This is a genomic window from Bradyrhizobium sp. P3_C3, assembly GCF_056402655.1.
In genome coordinates this window covers 34,012-56,964 of the sequence record NZ_JBFUGY010000030.1, presented here as the reverse complement: position 1 = coordinate 56,964, position 22,953 = coordinate 34,012, and the positions used below count along the sequence as shown (strand labels likewise).

Genomic DNA, 22,953 nt, shown 5'->3' with positions numbered 1-22,953 from the left:
GGGAGAGAGGAAAAGCCTGGATGCTCTCGTTCCTGCTCCGCCGTCTTCTGCAAACCATTCCGACCGTGCTCGCTGTCGTGCTGCTGGTCTTCGTGCTGTTCAGCGTCGTTCCCGGCAGCATTGTCTCGAGCATGAGCGACGACAGCGATCCCCAGGTCGAGCTGCGCATGAAGAAGCAGCTCGGCCTCGACGATCCCCTCTATTGGCGTTTCGGCGCCTACATCGCCAAGCTCGCGACCGGTGACTTCGGCACCTCGTTCCGGACCCGCGAGCCTGTCACGACCATGATCGCCAAACGGGCCTGGCCGACGCTGCAGCTCATCTTCACGGCCATGACGTTTGCGATTTTGATCGGTGTTCCCCTTGGTTTCATCGCAGCGCTAAAACCCGGGGGCATCGTCGATACGCTTGCCATGGTGCTGGCGGTGTCGGGCCTTTCCATTGCCAAATTCTGGCTCGGATTGGTGCTGATGTATCTGTTTGCGTTGAAGCTCGGCTGGCTGCCGAGCTTCGGCTATGGCGATGGAGGGCTGAAATATCTGCTTCTGCCGGCCGTGACGCTTGGCGTCTCGCCGATGGCGCTATTTGCCCGCACGACGCGCGCTGCGGTCCTCGAGATCATGACCGCTGATTTCGTCCGCACCGCGCGCTCGAAGGGCATGAGCGAGACGCGTGTCGTGAAGTGGCATGTGATGCGCAATGCGCTCGTCATCATTCTCACCACCGTCGGCCTTCAGTTCGGCGGGTTGATGGGGCAGGCGGTCGTGGTCGAGAAACTGTTCTCCTGGCCGGGCATCGGTTCGCTGCTGGTCGACAGCGTGCTCCAGCGTGACATTCCCGCCGTCCAAGGCTCCATTCTCGTGGTGGTGCTGGCCTTTCTCGCGATCAATCTGCTGATCGACGTGCTCTACGGCGTGATCGATCCCAGGATCAGATACGCATGAAGCTCCGCGCCAATCTCATCATCGGCGGCGCGCTGTTCGCGCTTGCGATCCTGGTCGGCCTGCTCGCGCCCTGGCTGGCGCACACCGATCCCGTCCTCGACGCTAACCTCATGAACGCGGAGGAGCCTCCGAGCTGGACCTGGTGGTTCGGCACCGACGACCAGGGCCGCGACATCTATTCCCGCGTCGTCTACGGCGCCCGCGTCTCGCTGACCGTTGGCATCGTCTCGCAGCTCATCAACAGCGTCATCGGCGTCGCGCTCGGCTTGAGCGCGGGCTATTGGGGCGGCTGGTGGGACGATTTCGTCAACGGCCTGACCAATCTGATGCTCGCGATCCCCTCGCTGATCTTCGCGCTCGCCATCATGGCGGTGCTTGGCCCCGGCCTCACGAGCCTGCTGATCGCGCTCGGCCTGACCAACTGGTCCTTCACGTGCCGGATCGCCCGCGCGTCGGCGCTGTCGCTCCGGAGCCAGGGCTATGTCCAGGCGGCAACCGTGCTCGGCTACGGCGATCTGCGGATCATGATCACGCAGCTGCTGCCGAACATGCTCGGCCCCATCGTCGTCATCGGCACGCTGGGCATGGGCAGCGCGGTCCTGTCGGAAGCCGCATTGTCGTTCCTCGGCCTCGGCGTCCGCCCGCCCTTTCCGAGCTGGGGCAGCATGTTGTCGGACGCCCGCGACCAGATCACGACGGCGCCGTGGCTCTCGGTGTTTCCGGGCCTTGCCATCTTCCTGACGGTGCTCGGCCTGAACCTGCTCGGCGACGGCCTGCGTGACATTCTCGATCCCCAGTCGCGGAGCCGGCGGACATGACCGGCGCGCCGCTGATTGAAGTCGAGGATTTGCGCATCGATCTCGACGACGGAGCAAGGCGCGTTGCGGCGGCCGAGGGCATTTCATTCCGGATCGATCGCGGCGAGACATTCGGGCTGGTCGGCGAATCCGGCTGCGGCAAGAGCATCACGGCGCTCGCCTTGATCGGCCTGTTGCGGCAGCCGTTGTCCATCGGCGGCGGCGTCATCCGGTTTGAGGGACGGGAGATCCAGCACCTTTCCGCGGCCAGGCAGCGGGAGCTGCGCGGCAATCGCATCGCCATGATCTTCCAGGAGCCGATGACGGCGCTGAACCCGGTCTCGCCGGTGGGGCGGCAGATCGCCGAGATGTTCGTGCTGCACAAGGGCAAGAGCTGGCGGGAAGCCAACCAGCTCGCGGTCGAGGCGCTGGCGAGCGTCCGCGTCCCCGCACCGGAGCGGCGCGTCAACGATTACCCGCACCAGCTGTCCGGCGGCGTGCGTCAGCGCGTCATGATCGCCATCGCCCTCGCATGCGGTCCGGACCTCCTGATCGCCGACGAACCGACCACCGCGCTCGACGTGACCGTGCAGGCCGAAATCATCGAGCTGATGCGCAATCTGTGCGCCGAGAGGGGGACGGCGATCCTGATGATCAGCCACGATCTCGGCCTCGTGGCCAATGTCTGCCGCCGTGTCGCCGTCATGTATGCCGGCCGCATCGTCGAGGAGCGCGGCTCCGCCGATATTTTCCGGGCGCCTTCGCATCCCTATACGCAGGGCCTGGTCGCCTCGCTGCCGCGGCTGGGCAGTCGGGCCGCGCTTGGCCGCACCAGGCTCAAGGAGATCGCGGGCGTGGTTCCAGCCATCACGAATTTCCCGGATGGCTGCCGGTTCAATCCGCGCTGTACGCAGGCCACCGAGATCTGCCGCACGGTTGCGCCGCAGACGGATTTGCTGGAGGCCGGCGGTTTCGTCCGGTGTTACCACCATGCATGAGCCGCAAGCCATGCAGGGGGAAGCGAGGCCGGACGACGACCTCATTCTCAGCATCGAGGATCTCGCGGTTCATTTTCCGATGGGGGGCGGCTGGCTCGGCCGCGGCCGGCGGGTGCTCCGTGCCGTCGACGGAGTCGATCTCAGGCTGAGACGAGGCGAATGCCTCGGCCTTGTCGGCGAGTCCGGCTCGGGCAAGTCGACGGTCGCATTGTCGATCCTGGGTCTGTTGACGCCGACGCGCGGTCGCATCGTGCTGGACGGGCAGGTGGTGACGAACAGGCAATCCGGCGACCGAAAGTCGCTTGCCCGCACCGTGCAGATCGTCTTTCAGGATCCCTACGCCTCGCTCAACCCACGCCAGACCGTCCGCCGCACGCTGGAAGATCCCCTGCGTGTGCATGGTGTGACCGCAAAAAGCGAGATCGAGGACCGCGTTGCGACGATGCTGCGGCATGTCGGCCTGCGGCCGGAACAGGCCGACCGCTATCCGCATGAATTCTCCGGCGGCCAGCGCCAGCGCATCGGGATTGCGCGCGCCCTGATCCTCAATCCCAGGATCGTCATCTGCGACGAGCCGGTATCGGCGCTCGACGTCTCGATCCGCGCCCAGATCATCAACCTGCTGCTGGAATTGAAGGACACGCTCGGTCTTTCCTACATCATGATCAGCCACGACCTCGGCGTCGTCGAGCACATGAGCGACCGCGTCGCCGTCATGTATCTCGGCCGGATCGTCGAGAATGGCCACTGGCGCGAAATCTTCGAACGGCCGGCGCACCCCTACACGCAGGCCCTGATCGCCGCCATCCCCGATCCGCTGCGTCATGCGCCGCTAGCAACGACGGGGGGCGACCTTCCCAATCCGCTCAATCCGCCGAACGGATGCGCCTTCAGCCCGCGTTGCCGGTACGCGGAGGCCGTGTGTCGCCACGAGCCCGGTCCGGTGCTGGAAACGCGCGCCGATGGACATGAGGTGAGGTGCTGGCGGGCTGACGAGATTGCGGGGCAGACGCAATTGGCTTCGACCGAGGGCGGGCATCCCTAGGGATGGAAGGCGCGTCCGTCGCGGTCAAAAGCGTCGCTCCAGCGGCCCGCTAGCCACGTCCGGTTTGTCCTGACAGGCGGACGATTTTTGGGATCCGCCCATGGGCAATCGCCTGGGGTTGATCCTTGGCGCGGTCCAATCGCGTACCGCCCTATTTTCATGTGTGCTACATGGTTGGGTAGCAAAATGTAGCAGGAAAGGCAGATCATGACTGACGATCAGGTCAATCTCGTCGTTCGGCACCTTTGCGAGCAATTGCACTTGGCGCTCCGGTTGAAGGGCAGCGAAGCACATCCACCAAACGCCAAGGATATTGGATTCGATCCGGCCTCTGTGAGAACCGTATTGCTGACCGGCTTGCGTTCGGCGGGTGTCACGACCCACCACGAGGCGGTCGGGAAGAGCGAAGAGCCGCCGTGGTCCTAAACACAAAACGCGGGACAGAGGCCCCGCGCCGATGTCTCAGCTGGGTCAGCAGCAGACAAATCCACGACAGCGTCCATAGGTCCGTTAAGGGCCAACAACCGACGTTCGATATATCGTCCGTTCGCATCTCGGAACCGCGTTGCGGACGCCGTAGTTAACTGCCCGATTGTATTCGCTTGACAAACGGCGGTCTCCACTGACCATCGAGGATATTGCTCTCGCCCAGTGAACGCGGATGTAAAGCGAGAACTGGCCACTCGCAGGCGGCCAGTTGCTCTCTTTGTCTACTTGTCTACGCTCTGTGATTTTGGCACCAGCGCGCAGCGTCAACCAACCGTCCCGACATCGAACGTTCGCTTCGCAGGGAACGTTGGCGGCATCTTGCCGCTCGCCTCAGCGCCAGGTTGCCGGTTCGCAGGGAGGCTTATTAAACGGACCTCCGGCATAACTGCCAACGTCTGGAGCCCGGACACAGTGAACGACGTTAGAGGTGGGGACGACTGCACCGGTTTTGTCGCGCCACGCCGACCTACGCCAGCTTGCCGGTTCGCAGGGAGGCTTATTGAACGGCCCTCCGGCAAAACTGCCAACGTCTGGCGCCCGGATGCAGTGAACAACGCGGGACGGATGGACGGCTGCGCCGTTTTGGTCGTACCACGCGGCCATGGCCGGACTAGCGAACATGGCCGCGGCGATCAATCCTACCGAAGCAAGCTTCCTCATTTGCGCGTCTCCTTATGTGTCAATGATTGAACGACTGACTATCCTTTGCGGCTCATTCCTACCGAAGAGACTGCAAGCAACATTTTGCGGTATCGACTATGCACATCATCAAGGTTGATCTATATCAACTTCGCCCGAATACGGCGGCTGATGACCGCTCTGGGTCAAACTACGAAAAACTCAACCTGAGCAAATTCAGTCCGCTATGCCCTATTTGATCGGACCTCAATGAGGCGTGCCGCCACTTCGCTGATGGGCCCAATTGCAGACAAACTTTGTTGAGGAGCCTTCGAGAAGCTCATCAAAAATCAGCGCCGAGGTCATGCGCTACGGCAGCTACCGACCGCCTCGCCACGCAGTTAGGCGCGGGATCCAACGCGGCACATTGATGCAGAACGCTTCGTATTCCGCGCCGAATGACCTTTTTAGCGTCGGCTCTTCGTAGCCCACGACAAAAAGGTGGAAGGCGAGCCAGACGACTGCGCCGTAGGCGAACAGCCCCCAATCGCCGAACAGGAGCGCCTGGCCGAAAATGACGGCGGCGACCGCCACGTAGATTGGATTGCGCACATAGCGATAGAGGCCGGTAACGACGAGATGTTGGGTCGGGGCGATCGGCGCCGGCGTGCCGAGCCCCTGCAGTGCGAAACGCGCGAATGAATCCACGAGCCCGGCTAAGCCGGCAAGAATTAGCGCGGCGCCGACGAAGCGCGTGAGCTCGACGCCGAGAAACGGCAACCTGAACTCCCAGCGTGAAATCCACCACGGGACCACCCCAGCCACCACGCAGGGCGCGAACACGAAGAAGATGGCGGTGCCGATGACAGCAGCAGTTCTTGGCATAGACACGATCCGTTCCCTGCTATTTTAACACACCGCACCGGGAGCGCGTCAGGTCCGCCTTGGGTCATGAACGACAAAGCTTGAACTGAGCACAATAGGTCTGCTTTCGGGCAAATTGCTACCAATCCGCGCTCGTTGTCCTGACAATGAGTGCAGCTAGCGCGCTACGGCGCGGAAGGCCCGGCGCGGACAACACCGGTGTTTCTGCTATAGTGCGATGTTCGAACTTGCGGGGCGGCTGCTTCAAGGGTTGAAATCATGCACAGAGCATCTGGATCATTACTACTTGCCTTCGTTTTTATTCTATTTGCTCCGCAAGTGCGGGCGCAGCAGATTCCGGCCGAAACCGTTCAGGGAATGCTTGCGGCCCAGATACGCACGCAAGGCTTCACTTGCGAAAAGCCACTCGGCGCAAAGAAGAACACGAAGGCGTCTCGACCTGATCGCGACGTTTGGGTTCTTAGATGCAGCAACGCCATGTATAAGATCACGCGGGTTCCCGATATGGCGGCGAAGGTCGAACCGCTGCCGTGAGCTCGGTGGTCTCTACGGGACCAGCGCCATGATGGACTTGTGCCGGTGTTTTGCCCGACGTCTCAAACGTCCTAGCGGCGAGGGCTCAAGCCATGCCTCACGGTCGCCTTAGCTTCCGCTGATGCCGACCAGACGCGGGCGGCGGTTTGCGAGCGGGTTCTCGGCTGGCAGGGCGCGCAGCCAGTCGCGGAAGCTGACGATCTCGGGGCAATCCGCGGTGCCTTCAGGCGCGATCAGCCAATCACCGAGGCCTGATCCCTCATTGACCCGGTCGCAGCGATAGCCCGGATAGCGGCCGAGACCGCGGGCGATCAGCAGCTCGACCTTGCCCTCGACCAACTCGTGCAGGCCGGCCGGCTGCAGCACCCGCAAACCGATCTCCGCATGCGCGCTGCGAAACTCCGCCAATTCGAGCCGGCGCAGGTCGAAGCTGCCATGGACCCCCAACTGCAGCAGCACCGCGCCCGCCGGCTTCAATTGCGAGGTCGCCTCCGCAATGTGGCGAAAACCTTCGGAGACCCCGGGCAGATAGGCCTGACCGGCCGCGGTGAGAATGAGTTGCTTATGCAGCCGCTCGAACAGCTGCACGCCGAGGCGTGCCTCCAGCGCCTTCACCTGCTGTCCCACGGCGGCAGGTGTCACGTGCAGCTCGTGCGCGGCCAGCTTGAAGCTGAGATGCCGGGCGGCGGCCTCAAAAGCGCGGAGCGCGTTGAGCGGGGGAAGGGCGTAGGTCATCGCACCGCAGTTTGACACCGATGGGCCTTGGCCTTGCAATAGATTTTCTTGCGCTGAACCGCAGCAACAATGCTTTGATCGGCGCCGTCATCGCCGGATACGGTCGGCCCGCAATCCGGAGACCCCCCATGCCCCGTCGTTTAGATCATCTCGTCATTTGCGTCCGCGATCTGGAACAGGCCGCGCTGGATTGGCAGCGGCTCGGCTTCAACCTCACGCCGACCGGTGTGCATCCGTTCGGAACCAGCAACCGCCTGGCGCAGTTCGCCGACAATTTTCTGGAGTTGCTGGCCGTCACCGACAATGCGTTGGTGCCGCCAGCCACGCCGGGCCATTTCAGCTTCGCGGCCCACAACCGCGATTTTCTTGCGACCGCCGAGGGAATGTCGATGCTGGTCTTGCACAGCACCGACGCCCATGCCGATGCAGTGCGTTTTAGGGCCGACCGCATCGGCGACTATGCGCCGTTCGATTTCGGCCGCGACGCGGTGCTCCCGGGCGGAGGCACGGCGCGCGTCGCGTTTTCGCTGGCCTTTGCCACCGATCCCGCCATGCCCGGGATCGCGTTCTTCACCTGCCAGCAGCGTCACCCGCCGGAACTGTTCTGGAAGGCGCAGTATCAGCGTCATCCCAACGGCGCGCTCCGCGTGGTCGAGGTGGTGATGTCGGCGGCGGAGCCGGCGGCGCATCGCGATTTCCTCGAGTGCCTCACGGAAGGCACGGCCGAGCTTGCGCCGGGGCGGCTGACGATTGGTGAGCGCGGCAATCATATCACCTTGCTTGGCCCGTCCGAGCTGGCGCGCCGGTTACCGGGCCTCGCGAACAGCGCTTCGCCGCGCTTTTGCGCGGCGCGTCTGGCGGTCGCTGATCTGGATGCGACAGGGCGAACACTGAAACACAACGGCGTCGGCTTCGCGATGACCGGTGCCGTGCTGTTGGTGCCACCCGCCACCGCGCATGGTCTGGCGCTCGAATTCGTCGAACAGGAGGCAAACTGACATGGCTCACATCGTCAACCACAATCCCGCAACGGTCCATCCTCCCGCCGGCGGTTACAGCATGGGACTTGAATTGACGCAGCATCGCCGCCTGTTGTTCGTCAGCGGCCAGGTGCCCGAGAAAACCGACGGCACCGTGCCCGAAGGTTTCGAGGCGCAATGCGCGCAGGCCTGGCGCAACGTGATCGAGGTGCTCGCCGCCGCGGGGCTTGGCGTCGAGCATCTGGTCAAGGTCACCACGTTCCTGACTGACCGGACTCAAGTCGTGACCAACCGCACCATTCGCAGCAAGGCGCTCGGCGAGCATCGACCGGCGCTGACGGTCGTGGTCGTCGAGACCGTTGACAGCAAATGGCTGCTGGAGATCGAGGCGATCGCCGCGGAATGAAGCCGGCTTCGCCAACCTTGCAATGAGCCGTCAGGTGTCCAATGGCTGAGATGATCCATCCCTTCTACCAGACGCATCGGAACGCAATGGAGGCCGCCATGCGCGAGCGGCTCGACCTCGCCGAAGCGATGCTGCGCGAGCGCACTGATCTCACCGACATCGACGGGATCAGGCGGGAGGTGATGGACGAATTCGAGATTGTCCTCACCCAGATGCCCTATGTCGGCGGCGCGGCAAGCCGCATGAGCGATTTCTTCATGCGCCTCATGGGTTTTATGGCCATCAGCCGGGTGCTGCGCCGACATGGCGTGCCGGCACCTGTGATTGGCGAGATCGAGCGAGACACCTACAAGGCGCAATTGCTGACTGCGCCCGAGGCGGAGCGTCTCGCCTCGGGGCGGCAATTCATGTCGCCGGAGAACCAGGCCTTGCTGCGCGAGCAGGCGGCAAGGAGCGTCGCAAAAGCTCATCAGGAAGAGTTTCCGGAAGACTTCGTCTACGATTTCGTAGAGCCGGGTCCGCAAGACAGATTCGAATTCGGCATCAACTACAAGGCCTGCGGCTTCTGCAAGCTCGCAGCGCGCCACGGGGACAAGGACATCCTGCCGAATATCTGCGGCCTCGATTTCGTCGCCTACGCAGCGCGCGGCATCCGCCTGGAGCGCACACAAACATTGGCGGGCGGCGCGAGCCACTGCAATTTCCGCTTCTCGCGGCTCCCGCCGGATGAGGCCGTGAACCCATAAATCGGCCGCGCTCACGGCTCGCGAAAGTCCGCTATGCCTCGGTGGCGATCAAATTGCGCATCGCGTGCCTTGAGCCAAATCAAGGTAGAACTTCAGGCCGGCCATATCCTCAGTGCTTGCCGACGTGGCGATGCAAAGTCGTTGCGGTAGTGTGCCCGTCCTTGCGCTGGATCACGACATTGCAGGGAGATCGCCGATGATGGAGCCGCGCAATCGAGTTGTTCAAGTCAGCCTCTTCGGTGATCCCGAGAGGCTGGAGATGGTCGACGCTCCCTTGCCGACCGCCAGCCGGGGCGAGCTGCGGGTCCGTGTACTTGCGTCGAGCCTCAACTACACCGAGGTGTTGATCAGGCGCCATCTATACCCGCAAACGATGAGCCTCCGGCCGCCGTTCGTAATGGGCTACGACGTGGTCGGGACAATCGACCAGCTCGGTGAAGGCGTGCACGACTTTCGGATTGGCGACCGCGTGGCCGACATGACGGTGGTCGGGTCAAACGCCGACTATCGAACGCTTCGGGCGAACGACGTGGCCCGCGTGCCGGAGGGCGTAGACGCGGCGGAGGCGGCCACGTTGATCTTGAGCTGGACGACCGCGTACCAGCTTCTGCACCGCGCGGCCCGGGTCCAGCGAGGCCAGCGCGTGCTCGTGCACGGCGCCGCCGGCGCCGTCGGCCAGGCGCTGCTCATGCTCGGGAGACTGGCCGGCATCGAGCTGTGGGGCACCGCGCGCGGCGAGCACATGGCGCTCGTCCGAGAGCTAGGGGCAACGCCGATCGACTACCAGCATGAGGACTTCACGCGGGTCCTGCCGGGCGGGTTCGACGTTATCGTCGACGGCGTTGGCGAAGACGGCTATCGCCGCTCATACGCGGCGCTCAAGCCAGGCGGCCTGCTCTGTGCCATCGGTTTCTCGGCGAGCGTGCAAGCGCAGCGTCGCATGCTCCCTATCGTGATGGAGATCGCGCGCCTTTACCTGTGGAGATTGTTGCCCGGCGGCAAGCGGGCCCGGTTCTACTCGGTAAATGCCATGCGGGCGCGACATCCCACCTGGTTCAAGGAGGACTTGGAGCGGCTGTTCGGGCTTTTGGCCACGGGTGCCATCCGGCCGCGCATCGCCGAGCGGATCTCCTTCGACGAGGTCGCCGATGCTCACCGTCGCCTCGAGACTGGTGGCCTCGAGGGCAAGCTCGTGCTGTGCCCGGACCTCTCGTCGCGACACAACCAGCGCGCCGCCTGAGACGGCGCTCCAGACATGTATCCGCGGGTAGATTCCTGGATTGCTTCGCTGCGCTCGCAATGACGGAGTTTGGGTCGCGGTCCTGAGCCCATCGGCCTTAAAGGCACGGCGCCATGACGACGTTGTGCTCCTGTTTTGCCCGACGTGTCAAACCTCTCTGCGACAAAGACTCAAGCCAATCGAAACCGGATTCTTCAATGATTTGTACTGTGCATGGGGTTGTTTTCGCGTTTTTGTTTTGAGGGCTGCCTACTCCGCCGCTTTTTCCCTGAGCCGCTGCGCGTAGACGTTGATGACCAGCGCCGCCAGCAGGATCAGGCCGCGGATCAGGATCTTCAGGAAGCTGTCGATGTTGACGTGGTCGAGGCCGTTATTGAGGACGCCGAGAACGAAGAGCCCGACGATGGTGTTGCCGATGCCGCCGCGGCCGCCGAACAGGCTGGTACCGCCGACGACGACGGCGGCGATGGAGTCGAGTAGATAAGTGTCGAACTCGTTCTGCTGCGCGCTGCCGAAATGGGCGACGCCGAGCATGCCGCCGATGCCCGAGCACACCGCCGAGATCACCATGACGGCGCCGAGGATGAGCTTGACGTTGAGGCCGGAATATTCGGCCGCTTCGCGGTTGCCGCCGACCATGTAGACGTAGCGGCCGAAGCGCGTGTAGGTCAGCACCAGATGGCCGCCAAGCAGCATGATGGCCGCGACGATGACGATCCAGGGGATGCCGCCGATCGAGCCCGAGCCGAGCGTGGTGATCAGGCCGGGCACCTTGTAGGCGATCTGGCCGCGCACCAGCAGCGCCGAGACGCCGGCCGCGATCTGCATCATCGCCAGCGTCATGATGAAGGAGGGGATACCGATCACGGTCAGGCCGAGCGCGTTGACGAGGCCGAGCAGCGCGCAGAGCAGGATCGACAGGATGATCGCGACCGCGCCGGGCAGGGGGATGTTGGCGATGTTGACGTAGGATTCCTGCAGCGTGAAGTAGGCGACCGCGATGCCGGTGACGTTGGCGATGCTGGCGACCGAGAGGTCGATCTCGGCGCAGAGGATCACGAAGGTGAGGCCGACCGCGATGATGCCGGTCACCGACACCTGCGTCAGGATGTTGCCGAGATTGTCCAACGTCGCGAAGGAGGGGCTGGCAAAGGCGAAGAAGGCGGAGAGGAAGATCAGGGTGAGGAACGGCGCGATGTTGCGCATCTGCGAGCGCAGGAAGGGCGCAACGCCGCGCGGCCGCTGACCTGCCGCCAAAGCCGTCTCACTGCTCGCCATGGTGCATCTCCGTCACGCCGCTTCCAGCAGGCGGTCCTTGCTGACCGGCTCGTTCTTGAATTCCCGCACCAATGCGCCGCGCTTGAGCACGAGGATGCGGTCGGCCAGCGACAGCACCGTTTCGGGCTCGGTCGACAGCACGATGACCGCAAGCCCCTTGGCGCGGAGATCGCGGACGATGTTGATGACGTCGTTCTTGGCGCCGACATCCATGCCGCGGGTCGGCTCGCACAGCACCAGCAGCTTCGGCGGATAGGTCAGCCATTTTGCCAGCGCGACCTTCTGCTGATTGCCGCCGGAGAGCATACCGAGATCGAGGCCGACCACAGGCGGCCTGATCTGCAGCTGCTCGACCTGGCGCTTGGCGATGTCGCGCTCCTGCGCCGGCTTGAGCAGCAGCGACGAGATGCGGTCGAGAATACTGATCGAGATGTTCTTGTAGACCGGCTCCTGATGAAACAGCATAGCGCGCCGGCTCTCCGGCACCAGCGCCACGCCGGCGCGCCGCGCCGCCGCCGTGCTGGAGAAGGTTTTTGGCTTGCCCTCGACCGCGAGCGTGCCGCCGTCCGGCTTCAGCTTGCCGAACAGGATGCGCGACAGCTCCTGCTGGCCGCAGCCCATGAACCCGTAGATGCCGAGCACCTCGCCGGCGCGCGCCTCGAAGGAGATGTCCTTCAGGCTGCGGGCCAGCGACAATTGGTCGACCTTCAGGACCACGGAGCTGTCGCTCGGCCGTGGCAGCATGAGGTCATCGGTATAGCTGTGCTCGAGCGCTTCGCCGCCGCGGCCGATCATGGCCTCGATCAGCGCGCCCTTGCTGGTCGCAGCCGCGGCGGTCTCGGCGACCTTCCGCCCGTTGCGAAACACGGTCACCGTGTCGGACACGAGCAGGATGTCCTCGATGAAATGCGAGATGAAGACGATCGCAGTGCCTTCCTCGCGCAGCCGCCGGAGCGTCGCGAACAGCCGTTCGACCTCGGGCGGGGAGAGGGCGGAGGTCGGCTCGTCCAGGATGACAATGCGGGCGCCGGAGAACAGMACCCGGGCGATCTCGATCAGCTGCTGCAGCCCGATCGGGAGGTCGCCGAGCCTGGACATCGGATCGACGTCGATGCCGAAGCGGGCGAGCTGCTCGCCGGCCTCGCGCGCCATGCGCCGCCATTGCACGAGGCCGAACCGGTTGGTCGGCTTGTTGCCCAGGAACACGTTCTCGGCGACCGTGAGATCGGGGGCGACGCTCAGCTCCTGATGTACCATGGCGATCCCGGCCGCGTGCGCATCGCGGGCGGAGCGGAAATGCGTCTCCTTCCCGTCGATCAGGAAGCGGCCGGAGAATTCGCTGTGCACGCCGGCGATGATCTTCATCAGCGTGCTTTTGCCGGCGCCGTTCTCGCCGACGAGACCGTGGATCTCACCGGGTGAAAGCGCGAAGTCGACACCACGAAGCGCCTCGACGCCGCCGAAGCTCTTCGTGATGCCTTGCAGTTCCAGGATGGGCGAACGAACCTCAGGCATGGAGGCTCAGATCAGGAAGTGATCCTGCATCCACTGCATCCCGGCGGCGTTGGCCTTGGTCACGACCGGGCCGTCGGTGACGACGTTCTTGGGAATGCCCTGTCCGCTCTTCTCGCCGCCGACCACGGCGGAAACGCCCGCGATGATCGCGCCGCCATGGATGCGGCAGGACGGATTGCGCACGGTCGCGAACATACGGCCCTCGCTCACCGCCTGGATCGCCGGTGGCATCGCGTCGACGCCGCCGATCAGGATGTTGGTGCGATTGCGCGCCTTCATGATGTTGGCGGCGGCGAGCGCCATGTCGTCATTGTGGAAGAACGCCGCGTCGATCTGCGGATATTTGGTCAGGTAGGTTTCCCAGAGGCGCGCGGTTTTCGACACGTCCCAGTCGGCAGGCTGGGTGTCGAGCACCTCGATGTTCGGGAACTGCTTGACGACGGTGTTGAAGCCCTTCGCCCGGCCTTGCGCGCCGGTATGGCCGAGCGCGCCCTGCGTCATGATGATCTTGCCTTTGCCGCCCATGGCGTTGCACAGCGCCTGCGTCACCGAGGCGCCCATGAACTCGTTGTCGGGGGCAAGGAAAGAGTGGACGTTAATCTGGTCGAGCGGGGCAATCAGCGTGTCCATGTCGATCACCGGCGTGCCGGCATCGATCATCTTCTGCACGGGCTGGGTGAGGGTGCCGATACCGAAGGCCTGGATCGCGACGAAGTCCCACTTTTGCGAGGCCATGTTGTCGATCGCCGCGCGCTGCTTCACCGCATCGAGCTGGCCGTCGAACCAGGTCACCTCGACATTGAACAGCTTGCCCCAGAATTCCGCCGCCTGCTTGCCCTGGGCGCACCAGGTGGCCTGGAGGCCCGCATTGGAGAAGGCCGCCTTCAGCGGCTTCTCGGATCGTCCGACCTCGGCTGCAAGGGCGGGGTTCATGCCCATGCTGCCGAGAAGGGCAGTCGCGGCGCCGGCGGTCGCCGCCGCCTGAAGAAGATCGCGCCTCGTCGTCGAGAAATCTTTCGTCCCGGACATCGCTCGCTCCCATAAAATTTTCGTCGGCGCGTCATTGATTGCGCGACCGATGTCCGAAAGTCTCTCACAAGAGTTCCTGCCACTCAATCTGCAATCGATCGCGAGATCGCCGCAGCTCGTGTTGGTGCAGCGCAAAGCGTCAGGCCGGAATAGTGGCGAAGGCGCCGATCTCGACGAGCAGCTGGTCCCAGGCCTGTGCGATTTCCGGCGACCATTCGTCGCCAAGGAGGTCGCGCAGCGTATCCCTGATGACGGCGAAGAACGCGATGAACAGCTCGCGCGGGGTGCCGTAGCCATCGTGCGAGGCGACCTCGCAGGCGATCAGCCTGAAATGGCCCCGACGCTCACCGGCGAAGTCGAGGATTGCCTCGATCGTCAGCGCAAGCATCGATCCCATCACCAGCTCGCTGCCCTGCGAGCGGAACATGGTCTGCGTTTCGGGATGCTGTTCGAACAGCCGCTGGTAGACGAGCGGCGTGAGATCCGCGCAGCGCGAGGCCGCGAGTTCGAAGCTGTTTTCGATTGGATTAGAGGGAGCGCTCATCGGCATCGAAGCCATGCGGGCAAAAAAAGAGCGGGGCCCTAGCCCCGCTCGAAAATTGTGTCGACCCTATTATCCCCGATTCTAAGATTTGCTCTTGATTGACGGGGCGACGCTGCGTTTTGCGCGCCAGGGGCTCCTCCCGAGACTTGGACCACCAGACTTCGACCTCGCGGCCAGCCTGAGCAAGAGGGATGCTAGATCAACTTTTCTCACTTGTCATCATTTTCGGCAACGATTGTTCAAAATTAGAGCAGCTGACGAAATGATCGGGCTGTTCACCCCGTAACTGTATGACAAATATAAGAAATCTGTGGACGGGGCGGGTTGCCGGACTGCCTCAAATGCCGGACGTCCCATCCCGTGGGGCGGCAGGAGCACAGTTTTCGAGAAATTTGCGCTGGGCCAAGAAGCCGGCGGAACTGACCTCGACTCAGGTCGCGGCGAGGTGTTTAGTTCGTAGGCGAACGAATGGTTCGGCGGATGCGCGCACGGCTGCAAAAATTCCTACCCCTGGTCCTGCTCGCTTTGGCGATGCAGGTGCTGGCGCCGATTGCCGCCTGTCTGGCGGCCGGCCAGGCCGTGGCCGATCCGTTGTCTGCCGGCGTCATCTGCCACAGCGCCAGCGAGCAGGGCGGTCTGGACGACCAGACCGGCGCGCCGACCGCACATGGCGCCGCGTGCGCGCTGTGCTGCCTGGCGCAGGCAGGCGCATCGCTCGATTCGCCGCCGCACGTTGCACTCGCCATTCCCTTCCGCCACGCCGCGCGCGTGGTGTGGCATGCGGCGGATGTATCCGCCGTCGCGATCCATAAGGGCACAAGCGCCCAGGCGCGCGCACCACCTCAATTCTCCTGACGACCCTCGTGATGGCCGCGGTCCGTCCGCTGGCGATCGATGCTGTCGAATGGCCGGAGAGAAAGCCGGCGTCAGGAATGCCCCATGTTACGTTGTCATGCCCGCCGTGGCGTGAGCGTCGTCGCGGTCCAGGCCGCGCTGCTTGCGTCGTCGAGCGGAGTCTTTGCCCAAAGCACGAACACGGAGCTGCCGGCGGTGACCGTTGAGGCGCCGCAGACTGCCCGTGCCAAACCAGTCACCCGGCCTTCGCAACCGCGATCCGCTTCGGCCGGCCGCGCAGCGAGGCCCGTTACGCCGCGTGCGAGCGTCGGCGCGTCGGCCCCAAACCGGGCCGTGACGGCCAGCGCGGCGCGAGACGGTCTCAATCAGGCGCCAACCGGCCAGACCGAGACGACCATCTATCGCAGCCAGTTCGACAACCGGCCGGCGGTTACCGTGGCCGACGTGCTGCGCGAGAGCCCCGGCATATCGGTGAAGCAGGGCAACGGACCCCGCGATATCGGCATCTCGATCCGCGGCTCCAACGCCCGCAACGGCTTCGGCATCCGCAATCTCGTGATCTTCGACGACGGTTTTCCGGTGACGCAGCCGGACGGCCTGTCGCGCAGTGACCTGATCGATCCGCGCGCCTATGCCGCCATCGACGTGATCCGCGGCCCCTCGTCGGCGCTCTACGGCAATTACGCGACCGGCGGCGCGCTCAATTTCCGGACACGGCCGGGCGGCACGATCGACGGCGTCGAATATGGCGTCGACGGCGGCAGCTACGGCTATCTCAACAATTATCTCGCGGCCGGCAAAAAGGTCGGGAACTTCGAGGGCTCGCTGTTCGCAAGCGACACGCGAGGCGACGGCTATATCGGCAATAGCTGGTTCAATACGCAGACCGTCAACTTCCTCGGCACGCTCAAGGCGACGCCGGACGATCGTTTCACGGTCAAGATCATCAACAACGATCTCAGCACGCGGCTGCCGATCCGGCAGTCGCTGAACCAGTACTATCAAAACCCTTTCCAGCAGGGCTGTGCGACGGGCGTCTCGGCCGCTGCCGGATGCGGCACGGTCACACTGTTCAACAACGGCTTCAATGCAACCGCTGGAACCGACAAGGAGACGGCCGTGCAGGCCGGGCTCGGCCGCAACGACCGCCGCACCATCGTCGGCGGCCGCTGGGAGCACGATTTCGACAACACCACGACCTGGCGCAACCAGTTCGTGTTCGACGACAGGAACATCAATCAGCCGACCGGCACGACCAGCGCGATCGGAGACTTTCCCTCGTACAATTTCATGAGCGACGTCACCAAGCGGGGCGAGATTCTCGGGCTGGAATCGACCACGTTCTTCGGTGCCTTCTACAACACCCTGACGGCCTCGAGCGACACGCGGAACGTCATGCCGGGGGGCAATGCCACACTCGGCAGTCTGTCGAGCAATCTTTATAGCCAGACGACCAATTACGGCGTTCGCGCGCGGGAAGAGCTCAAGCTGACGACATCCTTGACGGCTGTCGCAGGCATCGGCTGGGAAACTACCGTTCTCAAGGGGATCAACACTGCGTATGCGTACGCTGGCCCCACTGGCATTACCACGACGACGCTGACGACCGCGGACAGGCAATTCCAGAACACTGCGCCTGAACTAGCGTTGCTCTATACGGTGAACAACGAGTGGGTGCTCAGGGGGCGGGTTGCTACGGGGTACGGCACTCCGCAGGTTTCGAACCTGTTCGTCCTGCCGAGTGGGCTGTCGGGCAACAATACCCAGCTCCAGGCTCAGAAAAATCTGGGCTACGACCTCGGTTTCGACTGGACACCGAACAACACGCTCAAAGTCAGCGCGACGGGCTTCTACGAGTTCTTTCGCGACGAACTTGTATCGCAGGCAACACCTGTCAATTCACCTAACCCGAGCTACACGTTCAACGCGCCGCGCTCGGAGCATCGCGGCATCGAGCTTGCGGCCGATTGGAAGTTCTATCCGGGCTGGCGGTTCATGGCGGCCTACACCTACCTCGACGAGGTCTACACGGAGTATGTCGAGAACATCACCAATGGTGCGGTCTTCAGCTTCAACCGGGCCGGCAACAAGATCCCCGGCATCTCGCCCAACGAGCTGACAGCCCGGGTCGGCTACGACGAGTTTGCCGGGCCACTGGCAGGTCTCGGTGGCTTCGTGGAAGTCCAGTGGAAGGACTCCTTCTACATGGACAATGCAAATCTGTTGAAGGCGCCGGGTTATGAGCTGGTCAATTTGAACGTCCACTACAAGACCGATCTGGTGTCCGACACGTTCAGATCCGTGAACCTGTTCCTCGAAGTCAGGAATGTTTTCGACCGTACCTACGTCGCGTCGGCAAACAACATCGCCAATACGGTGACGGCGGCCGGCCTTCAAAATCCTGCGAGCGTGCTCGCAAACACGACGGGATCGATCTACGCGGGCTCGCCGCGCCTGTTCGTTGCGGGTATGAAGGTGGCATTCAGATGATCCGGGCTCTCGAAGGGAATAGGGCCATGGTCCGAAGTGGCTTGCTTGGGATAATCGCTCTTGCATTCCTGCAAGGTGCGGCGCTCGCGCAAATGCACGGTCAGCATGCCTCCGAAGCGGCGTGCGAGGAGCCGACGCTGCGCTGTGCAACCAAGGTGACGCCCGCATTCGGACCGGACGGAACGCTGTGGCTGGCCTGGATGGCGGGCGAGCAGGTCTCGGTTGCGAGCTCGCCGGATGCGGGGCGCAGCTTCTCGGCGCCCACCCAGGTCACGACGAAGCGGCTGAACCTTGATTGGGGGCCGGACGCCCGGCCGAAGATCGTGGTCGATCGCAAGGGCGGCGTCGCGCTCGCATTCTCGATCTTCCGGGATGAGGCATTTAACGGCCAGGTGCTCTACACACGCTCCGCCGACGGCGGGAAGAGCTTTGCGGAACTGAAGCCCATCACCGCCAACAATGAGAGCCAGCGCTTTGAGGCACTGGCTCTCGATCAGGATGGAACGGTCTTCGCGGCGTGGCTGGACAAGCGCAATCGCGTCCCCGCGAAGGAGGCGGGACGGAAGTACGAGGGAGCAGGGCTGTTCTTCGCCTCGTCGCGCGATGGCGGCGCCACCTACGCGGAGGCGAAGCTTGCGCGTGACAACACCTGCGAATGCTGCCGGTTGGGGCTGGCATTCGCGGCGCCCGGGCGGCCGGCGGTGATCTTCAGAAACATTTTTGACGGCGGCGTGCGCGACCACGCGGTCATGACATTCGCCGACGTCTCGACGCCGGGTGAAATCCATCGGGTCAGCAATGACGACTGGCAGATCAACGCCTGCCCGCATCACGGACCGAGCCTCACGGTTGCGCCGAACGGGACCTATCACATCGCCTGGTACACGAACGGCAAGACGCGGAAGGGACTGTTCTACGCCCACTCGCGCGACGAAGGCCGTACCTTCTCTGCGCCCATGGCGCTGGGGCAGCCGGGCCGCAATCCGACGCGCCCTTACGTGCTCGCAGGGGCTGTGGGAACGGTGATGGTCTGGAAGGAGTTCGACGGCGAGAAGACCTCGGTCCAGATGACGATCTCCCGCGACGACGGCGAGACGTGGTCGCCGCCGAAGACGATATCGAGCACGACCGACACATCCGATCATCCCTTGCTCGTTTCCAATGGCCAACAGGTCTATTTGTCATGGATGACGAAAGCGGACGGCTATCGGCTCACAGCAATCGAGGACCAGCCATGAGACGTCGATTTGCAGGCATTCTGGGTCTGGGTATCGTGATCGCGTCAACGGCTACGCTGGGAGCAGCGCCGGCCCTGAAACCGTTCGAGCGCGGCACCTGGCAAGGCGTCCTTAGGGGGCATGCGGGCCGCCCGACGCTCGTGCATTTCTGGGGCGTGACCTGCGGGCCCTGCAAGGTCGAGCTGCCGCTGCTCGGGCAGTTTGCGAAGGACCATCCCGGGATCGACGTGGTCACGATCAGCGCCGATCTCGTGCCGAACCTGCCGGCGGCAACGCAGTTGATGCTTGATAAGGCGGGGCTGTCGTCGACCGAGAACTTCATCTTCAACGACGGTTTTGTCGAGCGTTTGAGGTTCGAGATCGATCCCGCCTGGCAGGGCGACATTCCCCGGACCATGCTCATCTCCCGGGACGGGACAATCACCACGATCGAAGGCTCGGCCGAGATGGCCGATCTCGAAAAATGGTTGGGCCAACAGCTCGCCACACACTAAAATTCAATCTGCAAACGGGAATACCGATATGAAGACCATGTTGAAAGATGTGCTGCTCGCAGCGTTCGCTCTCGCGCTCTGCGCAGCACCAGCGGCGGCCGAGGACGTCAAGGCCGGCGATCTCGTCATCTCGCAGGCCTGGAGCCGGGCGACGCCGGGCGGCGCCAAGGTCGCCGGCGGCTATCTCACCATCGAGAACAAGGGGACAACAGCGGACCGGCTGGTCAGTGTTTCCGCCGACATCGCGGGGAAGACCGAGGTCCATGAGATGGCGATGGACAACGGTGTGATGAAGATGCGTCCGCTCGACAAGGGGCTTGTGATCGATGCCGGCAAGACGGTGAAGCTCGCGCCCGGCGGCAATCATCTGATGCTCCAGGAGCTGAAGGGTCCGTTCAAGCAGGGTGACAAGGTACCGGTGACGCTGGAATTCGAGAAGGCCGGCAAGGTCGCCGTCTCCCTCGACGTCCAGGGCGTCGGTGCGCAGGCGCCCGGTGACGGCGGGCACATGATGAAGAAAATGCCGGATCATTCGGGAATGAAGATGTGATGAAACAGATCAAGTCTCCGATGACCTCGCGTCGATCCCTCACAGGCCTTGCGCTCGCGATGGCTGCGTTGCTGTCGGTTGCCGCCACACCGCTTGCGGCGGCGACGGACGACGACAGCTTCTTCACGCACCTGCACACCGAGAAGGCCATGGCCAATGTCACGGTCTCGCCGGGCCGCGCCGGCCCGGTCGAGATCGCCATCCAGCTCGAAACCACGGACGAGACGCCACTCACGGCCAAAGCCGTGTCGGTGACGCTCGTGGACACGCAGTCCGGCCGGAAGCTCGCGCCGGTCGAGGCTTCGCGCGACCGCGAGGACAGCTGGCACGTGAAGGTCGCGCAATTGACGCCCGGACGCTGGATGCTGGGTCTCGGAATTTCGATCTCCGAGGCCGATCATGTCAGCGTGGAATCGCCGATCCTGATCAAATGACCATCGAAGGGCCAAGCATGTCGAAGAAATCCTGCCTGTTCCTGATCGCCACGCTGGCCGCGTCGCCGGCATCGGCGCATATCACGCTCGAGACCAAGCAGGCGACGGTTGGTTCCTACTATAAGGCCGTCTTCGCCGTGCCGCACGGCTGCGCGGGTTCGCCCACGGTGAAGATCAGGGTGCAGATTCCGGAAGGCGTGATTGCGGTGAAGCCGATGCCGAAGGCGGGCTGGAGCGTCGATGTCTTCGAAGGCAAGTACGCCAATGAATACGACTATCACGGCAACAAGCTTGCCTCCGGCGTCAGGGAGGTGGCCTGGTCCGGCGGCAAGCTGCCGGATCACAATTACGACGAGTTCGTCATCAGCAGCTTCCTGACCAACAGTCTGAAGCCGAACACGACGCTGTATTTCCCTGTCGTCCAGGAGTGTGAGACTGGCGTCAGCCGCTGGATCGAGATCCCGGCGGACCGGGAAGGGCATTCGCACGAGGGCAAATCGCCGGCACCGGGCGTGAAGCTCCTGCCAAAGCCCTGATGCGCCTGCTCGCCGCGCTCGCGACGCTCCTCTGCGTTGTCGGCTTCACGACCGGCGCGTCTGCGCATGCAGCGCTCGTCGCGGTCGAGCCGGCGAGCGGCAGCATGCTTGCGAGCGCGCCGAAGGCGGTGGAGTTGCGCTTCAACGAGGCGGTGACGCCAGGCGCAATCCAATTGATCGACGGCGCGGGCAGGGCGCGGGACGATGCGCGCGTCAGCGCGTCGGGCGAAACGATCTCGGTCGCGATGCCGCCCGACCTGCCGCAGGGCACTGCGGTCGTCAGCTATCGCGTGATCTCGCAGGACGGCCATCCCGTCGCGGGATCGGTGATCTTCTCGATCGGCATGCCGACGGGGACGCAACCTCCCGCCAATGCCGATCGCGGGTTGAACGTGCTGATCTGGTTGGCGCGGGTTGGTCTTTATCTCGGGCTGTTCGTCGGTGTCGGAGGCGTGTTCTTTGCGCGCTGGGTTGCGTGGTCGACGACGGGCATGACCGTGCCACGCGTCGCGCTCGCCATCGGCATTCCGAGCGCCGCTGTCTCTCTCGGGGTGTTAGGCCTGGATCTTCTCGGGCTGCCGCCAGCGGCTCTCGCGACGGCCGCCCCCTGGAAAGTCGCGTTCGCGACCAGCGCCGGTCCCGCGCTGCTGGTTGCGATTGCTGCGATGCTGTTCGCGTTGATGGCGCTGCGCAGCGCATGGTACGCGCGCGCTCTTGCGATCATCGCGCTCGTCGGCGTCGGCCTGTCGCTTGCCATGACCGGGCACGCCGCAACGGCCCCGCCGGAGGCGTTGACCCGGCCGGCGATCTTTCTCCACGGCCTCGGCGTCACCATCTGGATCGGTGCTCTCGCGCCGCTGGTCGCGCTGGTGTCGAGTCCGACGACTGCGACGCTTCCCGTCGTGAACCGCTTTTCCCGCATCGCTGCGCTGGCGGTCGGCGTGCTGGCCTTGACCGGCCTCGCACTCGCGATCGTTCAGCTCGAAAAGCCGGTCGCGCTGGTCGAGACCCGCTACGGACTCATCCTCTCGATCAAGCTTGCATTGGTCACGGGATTGCTGGCGCTCGCCGCGCTCAATCGGTTCAGGCTGACACCGGCCCTGGCCCGGGACGGGAATGGGACGCCCGCGCTCAAGCGCTCGATCCTGCTGGAAGGCGCGATCGCACTCGCCATCCTTGCCGTCGTCGCCGGCTGGCGCTTCTCCCCGCCGCCGCGGACGATCATTCCCGAGACGCCTTTGGCGATCCACATCCACAGCGACAAGGCGATGTTCCAGGTTCTGGTGTCTCCTGGGAAACCCGGCGTCGACGATTTCGTGCTTCAGCTCATGACCGGCGAGGCCACGCCGCTGATCGCGAAGGAGGTGACGTTGATCCTGAGCCTGCCTGAACGTGGCATCGAGCCGATGGAACGGGGCGCCTCGCTCGAGCCGGACGGCTACTGGCATGTGCGCAAGGTCGAGCTTCCCTTTGCGGGGCGGTGGCATGTGCGGATCGACGCGCTGGTGACCGATTTCGAGAAGGTCACGCTGGAGGACGAACTCGATCTGGGGCTGCCTTAAAGCGCGCCGGT

General features: G+C 63.9%; 24 protein-coding genes. 18 read left to right on the top strand and 6 right to left on the bottom strand.

Translation table 11 applies throughout. The annotated features are described in order from the left end of the window. Window positions 1-20: 20 nt before the first annotated feature. The 5 genes from AC1DW2_RS28920 to AC1DW2_RS28900 all read left to right on the top strand — a co-directional run bounded on the left by AC1DW2_RS28920 (window position 21) and on the right by AC1DW2_RS28900 (window position 4,210). Window positions 21-944, top strand: a complete 924-nt coding sequence (locus AC1DW2_RS28920; protein ID WP_063982990.1) for an ABC transporter permease — start codon at window positions 21-23, stop codon at window positions 942-944. Then, the gene (locus AC1DW2_RS28915; RefSeq protein WP_135216793.1) at window positions 941-1,762 is read left to right on the top strand and encodes an ABC transporter permease; all 822 of its coding nucleotides are present in this window, start codon (window positions 941-943) and stop codon (window positions 1,760-1,762) included. The genes AC1DW2_RS28920 and AC1DW2_RS28915 overlap by 4 nt, the downstream gene beginning before the upstream one ends. Further along, window positions 1,759-2,739, top strand: coding sequence for an ABC transporter ATP-binding protein (locus AC1DW2_RS28910; RefSeq protein ID WP_477007737.1), 981 nt, complete (start codon window positions 1,759-1,761; stop codon window positions 2,737-2,739). The genes AC1DW2_RS28915 and AC1DW2_RS28910 overlap by 4 nt, the downstream gene beginning before the upstream one ends. Next, complete coding sequence (locus AC1DW2_RS28905; RefSeq protein WP_135216795.1) at window positions 2,732-3,784, top strand: ABC transporter ATP-binding protein; 1,053 nt, start codon at window positions 2,732-2,734, stop codon at window positions 3,782-3,784. Before AC1DW2_RS28910 ends, AC1DW2_RS28905 begins: the two co-directional genes overlap by 8 nt. Window positions 3,785-3,991: 207 nt before the next feature. Next, complete coding sequence (locus AC1DW2_RS28900) at window positions 3,992-4,210, top strand: hypothetical protein (RefSeq protein ID WP_028149073.1); 219 nt, start codon at window positions 3,992-3,994, stop codon at window positions 4,208-4,210. 1,059 nt (window positions 4,211-5,269) lie between these two features. Here the strand turns inward: AC1DW2_RS28900 and AC1DW2_RS28895 are convergent. Then, window positions 5,270-5,776 (bottom strand): methyltransferase family protein, encoded by a 507-nt coding sequence (locus AC1DW2_RS28895; RefSeq protein ID WP_135217340.1) that lies wholly within the window; start codon window positions 5,774-5,776, stop codon window positions 5,270-5,272. Window positions 5,777-6,034: 258 nt separating this feature from the next. Here AC1DW2_RS28895 and AC1DW2_RS28890 point away from each other — a divergent pair, with 258 nt between their 5' ends. After that, complete coding sequence (locus tag AC1DW2_RS28890) at window positions 6,035-6,310, top strand: hypothetical protein (protein ID WP_167767920.1); 276 nt, start codon at window positions 6,035-6,037, stop codon at window positions 6,308-6,310. A 108-nt stretch (window positions 6,311-6,418) separates the two neighbouring features. Here AC1DW2_RS28890 and AC1DW2_RS28885 read toward each other — a convergent pair whose 3' ends face one another. Continuing rightward, window positions 6,419-7,045 (bottom strand): LysR family transcriptional regulator, encoded by a 627-nt coding sequence (locus tag AC1DW2_RS28885; protein WP_135213845.1) that lies wholly within the window; start codon window positions 7,043-7,045, stop codon window positions 6,419-6,421. Between the two features lie 20 nt (window positions 7,046-7,065). Between AC1DW2_RS28885 and AC1DW2_RS28880 the strand changes: the two genes are divergently transcribed. The 4 genes from AC1DW2_RS28880 to AC1DW2_RS28865 all read left to right on the top strand — a co-directional run bounded on the left by AC1DW2_RS28880 (window position 7,066) and on the right by AC1DW2_RS28865 (window position 10,417). Beyond that, entirely contained in the window at window positions 7,066-8,043 is a 978-nt protein-coding gene (locus AC1DW2_RS28880; RefSeq protein WP_477007736.1) for a VOC family protein, read from the top strand. A 1-nt stretch (window position 8,044) separates the two neighbouring features. Beyond that, window positions 8,045-8,431 (top strand): RidA family protein, encoded by a 387-nt coding sequence (locus tag AC1DW2_RS28875; RefSeq protein ID WP_135213844.1) that lies wholly within the window; start codon window positions 8,045-8,047, stop codon window positions 8,429-8,431. A gap of 41 nt (window positions 8,432-8,472) precedes the next feature. Further along, window positions 8,473-9,177 (top strand): L-2-amino-thiazoline-4-carboxylic acid hydrolase, encoded by a 705-nt coding sequence (locus tag AC1DW2_RS28870; RefSeq protein WP_477007735.1) that lies wholly within the window; start codon window positions 8,473-8,475, stop codon window positions 9,175-9,177. A gap of 196 nt (window positions 9,178-9,373) precedes the next feature. After that, a complete protein-coding gene (locus tag AC1DW2_RS28865) occupies window positions 9,374-10,417 on the top strand; it encodes a medium chain dehydrogenase/reductase family protein (protein WP_477007734.1) in 1,044 nt (347 codons plus the stop codon). 249 nt (window positions 10,418-10,666) lie between these two features. Here AC1DW2_RS28865 and AC1DW2_RS28860 read toward each other — a convergent pair whose 3' ends face one another. The 4 genes from AC1DW2_RS28860 to AC1DW2_RS28845 all read right to left on the bottom strand — a co-directional run bounded on the left by AC1DW2_RS28860 (window position 10,667) and on the right by AC1DW2_RS28845 (window position 14,783). Continuing rightward, window positions 10,667-11,695, bottom strand: a complete 1,029-nt coding sequence (locus AC1DW2_RS28860) for an ABC transporter permease (RefSeq protein ID WP_135213843.1) — start codon at window positions 11,693-11,695, stop codon at window positions 10,667-10,669. Between the two features lie 12 nt (window positions 11,696-11,707). Further along, window positions 11,708-13,210, bottom strand: coding sequence for a sugar ABC transporter ATP-binding protein (locus AC1DW2_RS28855; protein ID WP_477007733.1), 1,503 nt, complete (start codon window positions 13,208-13,210; stop codon window positions 11,708-11,710). A gap of 6 nt (window positions 13,211-13,216) precedes the next feature. Continuing rightward, complete coding sequence (locus AC1DW2_RS28850; RefSeq protein WP_477007732.1) at window positions 13,217-14,239, bottom strand: sugar ABC transporter substrate-binding protein; 1,023 nt, start codon at window positions 14,237-14,239, stop codon at window positions 13,217-13,219. 139 nt (window positions 14,240-14,378) lie between these two features. After that, window positions 14,379-14,783, bottom strand: a complete 405-nt coding sequence (locus AC1DW2_RS28845) for a globin (RefSeq protein WP_477007731.1) — start codon at window positions 14,781-14,783, stop codon at window positions 14,379-14,381. A gap of 480 nt (window positions 14,784-15,263) precedes the next feature. Here AC1DW2_RS28845 and AC1DW2_RS28840 point away from each other — a divergent pair, with 480 nt between their 5' ends. From AC1DW2_RS28840 to AC1DW2_RS28805, 8 genes are all read left to right on the top strand, one after another. After that, the gene (locus AC1DW2_RS28840) at window positions 15,264-15,638 is read left to right on the top strand and encodes a DUF2946 domain-containing protein (RefSeq protein ID WP_175618088.1); all 375 of its coding nucleotides are present in this window, start codon (window positions 15,264-15,266) and stop codon (window positions 15,636-15,638) included. An 84-nt stretch (window positions 15,639-15,722) separates the two neighbouring features. Next, window positions 15,723-18,128: a TonB-dependent receptor family protein gene (locus AC1DW2_RS28835; protein ID WP_477007730.1), complete on the top strand. Its 2,406-nt coding sequence runs from the start codon at window positions 15,723-15,725 to the stop codon at window positions 18,126-18,128. A 26-nt stretch (window positions 18,129-18,154) separates the two neighbouring features. Then, a complete protein-coding gene (locus AC1DW2_RS28830) occupies window positions 18,155-19,366 on the top strand; it encodes a sialidase family protein (protein WP_477007729.1) in 1,212 nt (403 codons plus the stop codon). Continuing rightward, the gene (locus tag AC1DW2_RS28825; RefSeq protein ID WP_477007728.1) at window positions 19,363-19,860 is read left to right on the top strand and encodes a TlpA family protein disulfide reductase; all 498 of its coding nucleotides are present in this window, start codon (window positions 19,363-19,365) and stop codon (window positions 19,858-19,860) included. Before AC1DW2_RS28830 ends, AC1DW2_RS28825 begins: the two co-directional genes overlap by 4 nt. A 28-nt stretch (window positions 19,861-19,888) precedes the next feature. Then, window positions 19,889-20,410, top strand: coding sequence for a copper chaperone PCu(A)C (locus AC1DW2_RS28820; protein ID WP_063983006.1), 522 nt, complete (start codon window positions 19,889-19,891; stop codon window positions 20,408-20,410). Next, complete coding sequence (locus AC1DW2_RS28815) at window positions 20,410-20,844, top strand: hypothetical protein (RefSeq protein ID WP_477007727.1); 435 nt, start codon at window positions 20,410-20,412, stop codon at window positions 20,842-20,844. Before AC1DW2_RS28820 ends, AC1DW2_RS28815 begins: the two co-directional genes overlap by 1 nt. A gap of 17 nt (window positions 20,845-20,861) precedes the next feature. Next, a complete protein-coding gene (locus tag AC1DW2_RS28810) occupies window positions 20,862-21,380 on the top strand; it encodes a YcnI family copper-binding membrane protein (RefSeq protein ID WP_477007726.1) in 519 nt (172 codons plus the stop codon). Then, window positions 21,380-22,942 (top strand): copper resistance CopC/CopD family protein, encoded by a 1,563-nt coding sequence (locus AC1DW2_RS28805; RefSeq protein ID WP_477007725.1) that lies wholly within the window; start codon window positions 21,380-21,382, stop codon window positions 22,940-22,942. Before AC1DW2_RS28810 ends, AC1DW2_RS28805 begins: the two co-directional genes overlap by 1 nt. Window positions 22,943-22,953 lie beyond the last annotated feature (11 nt).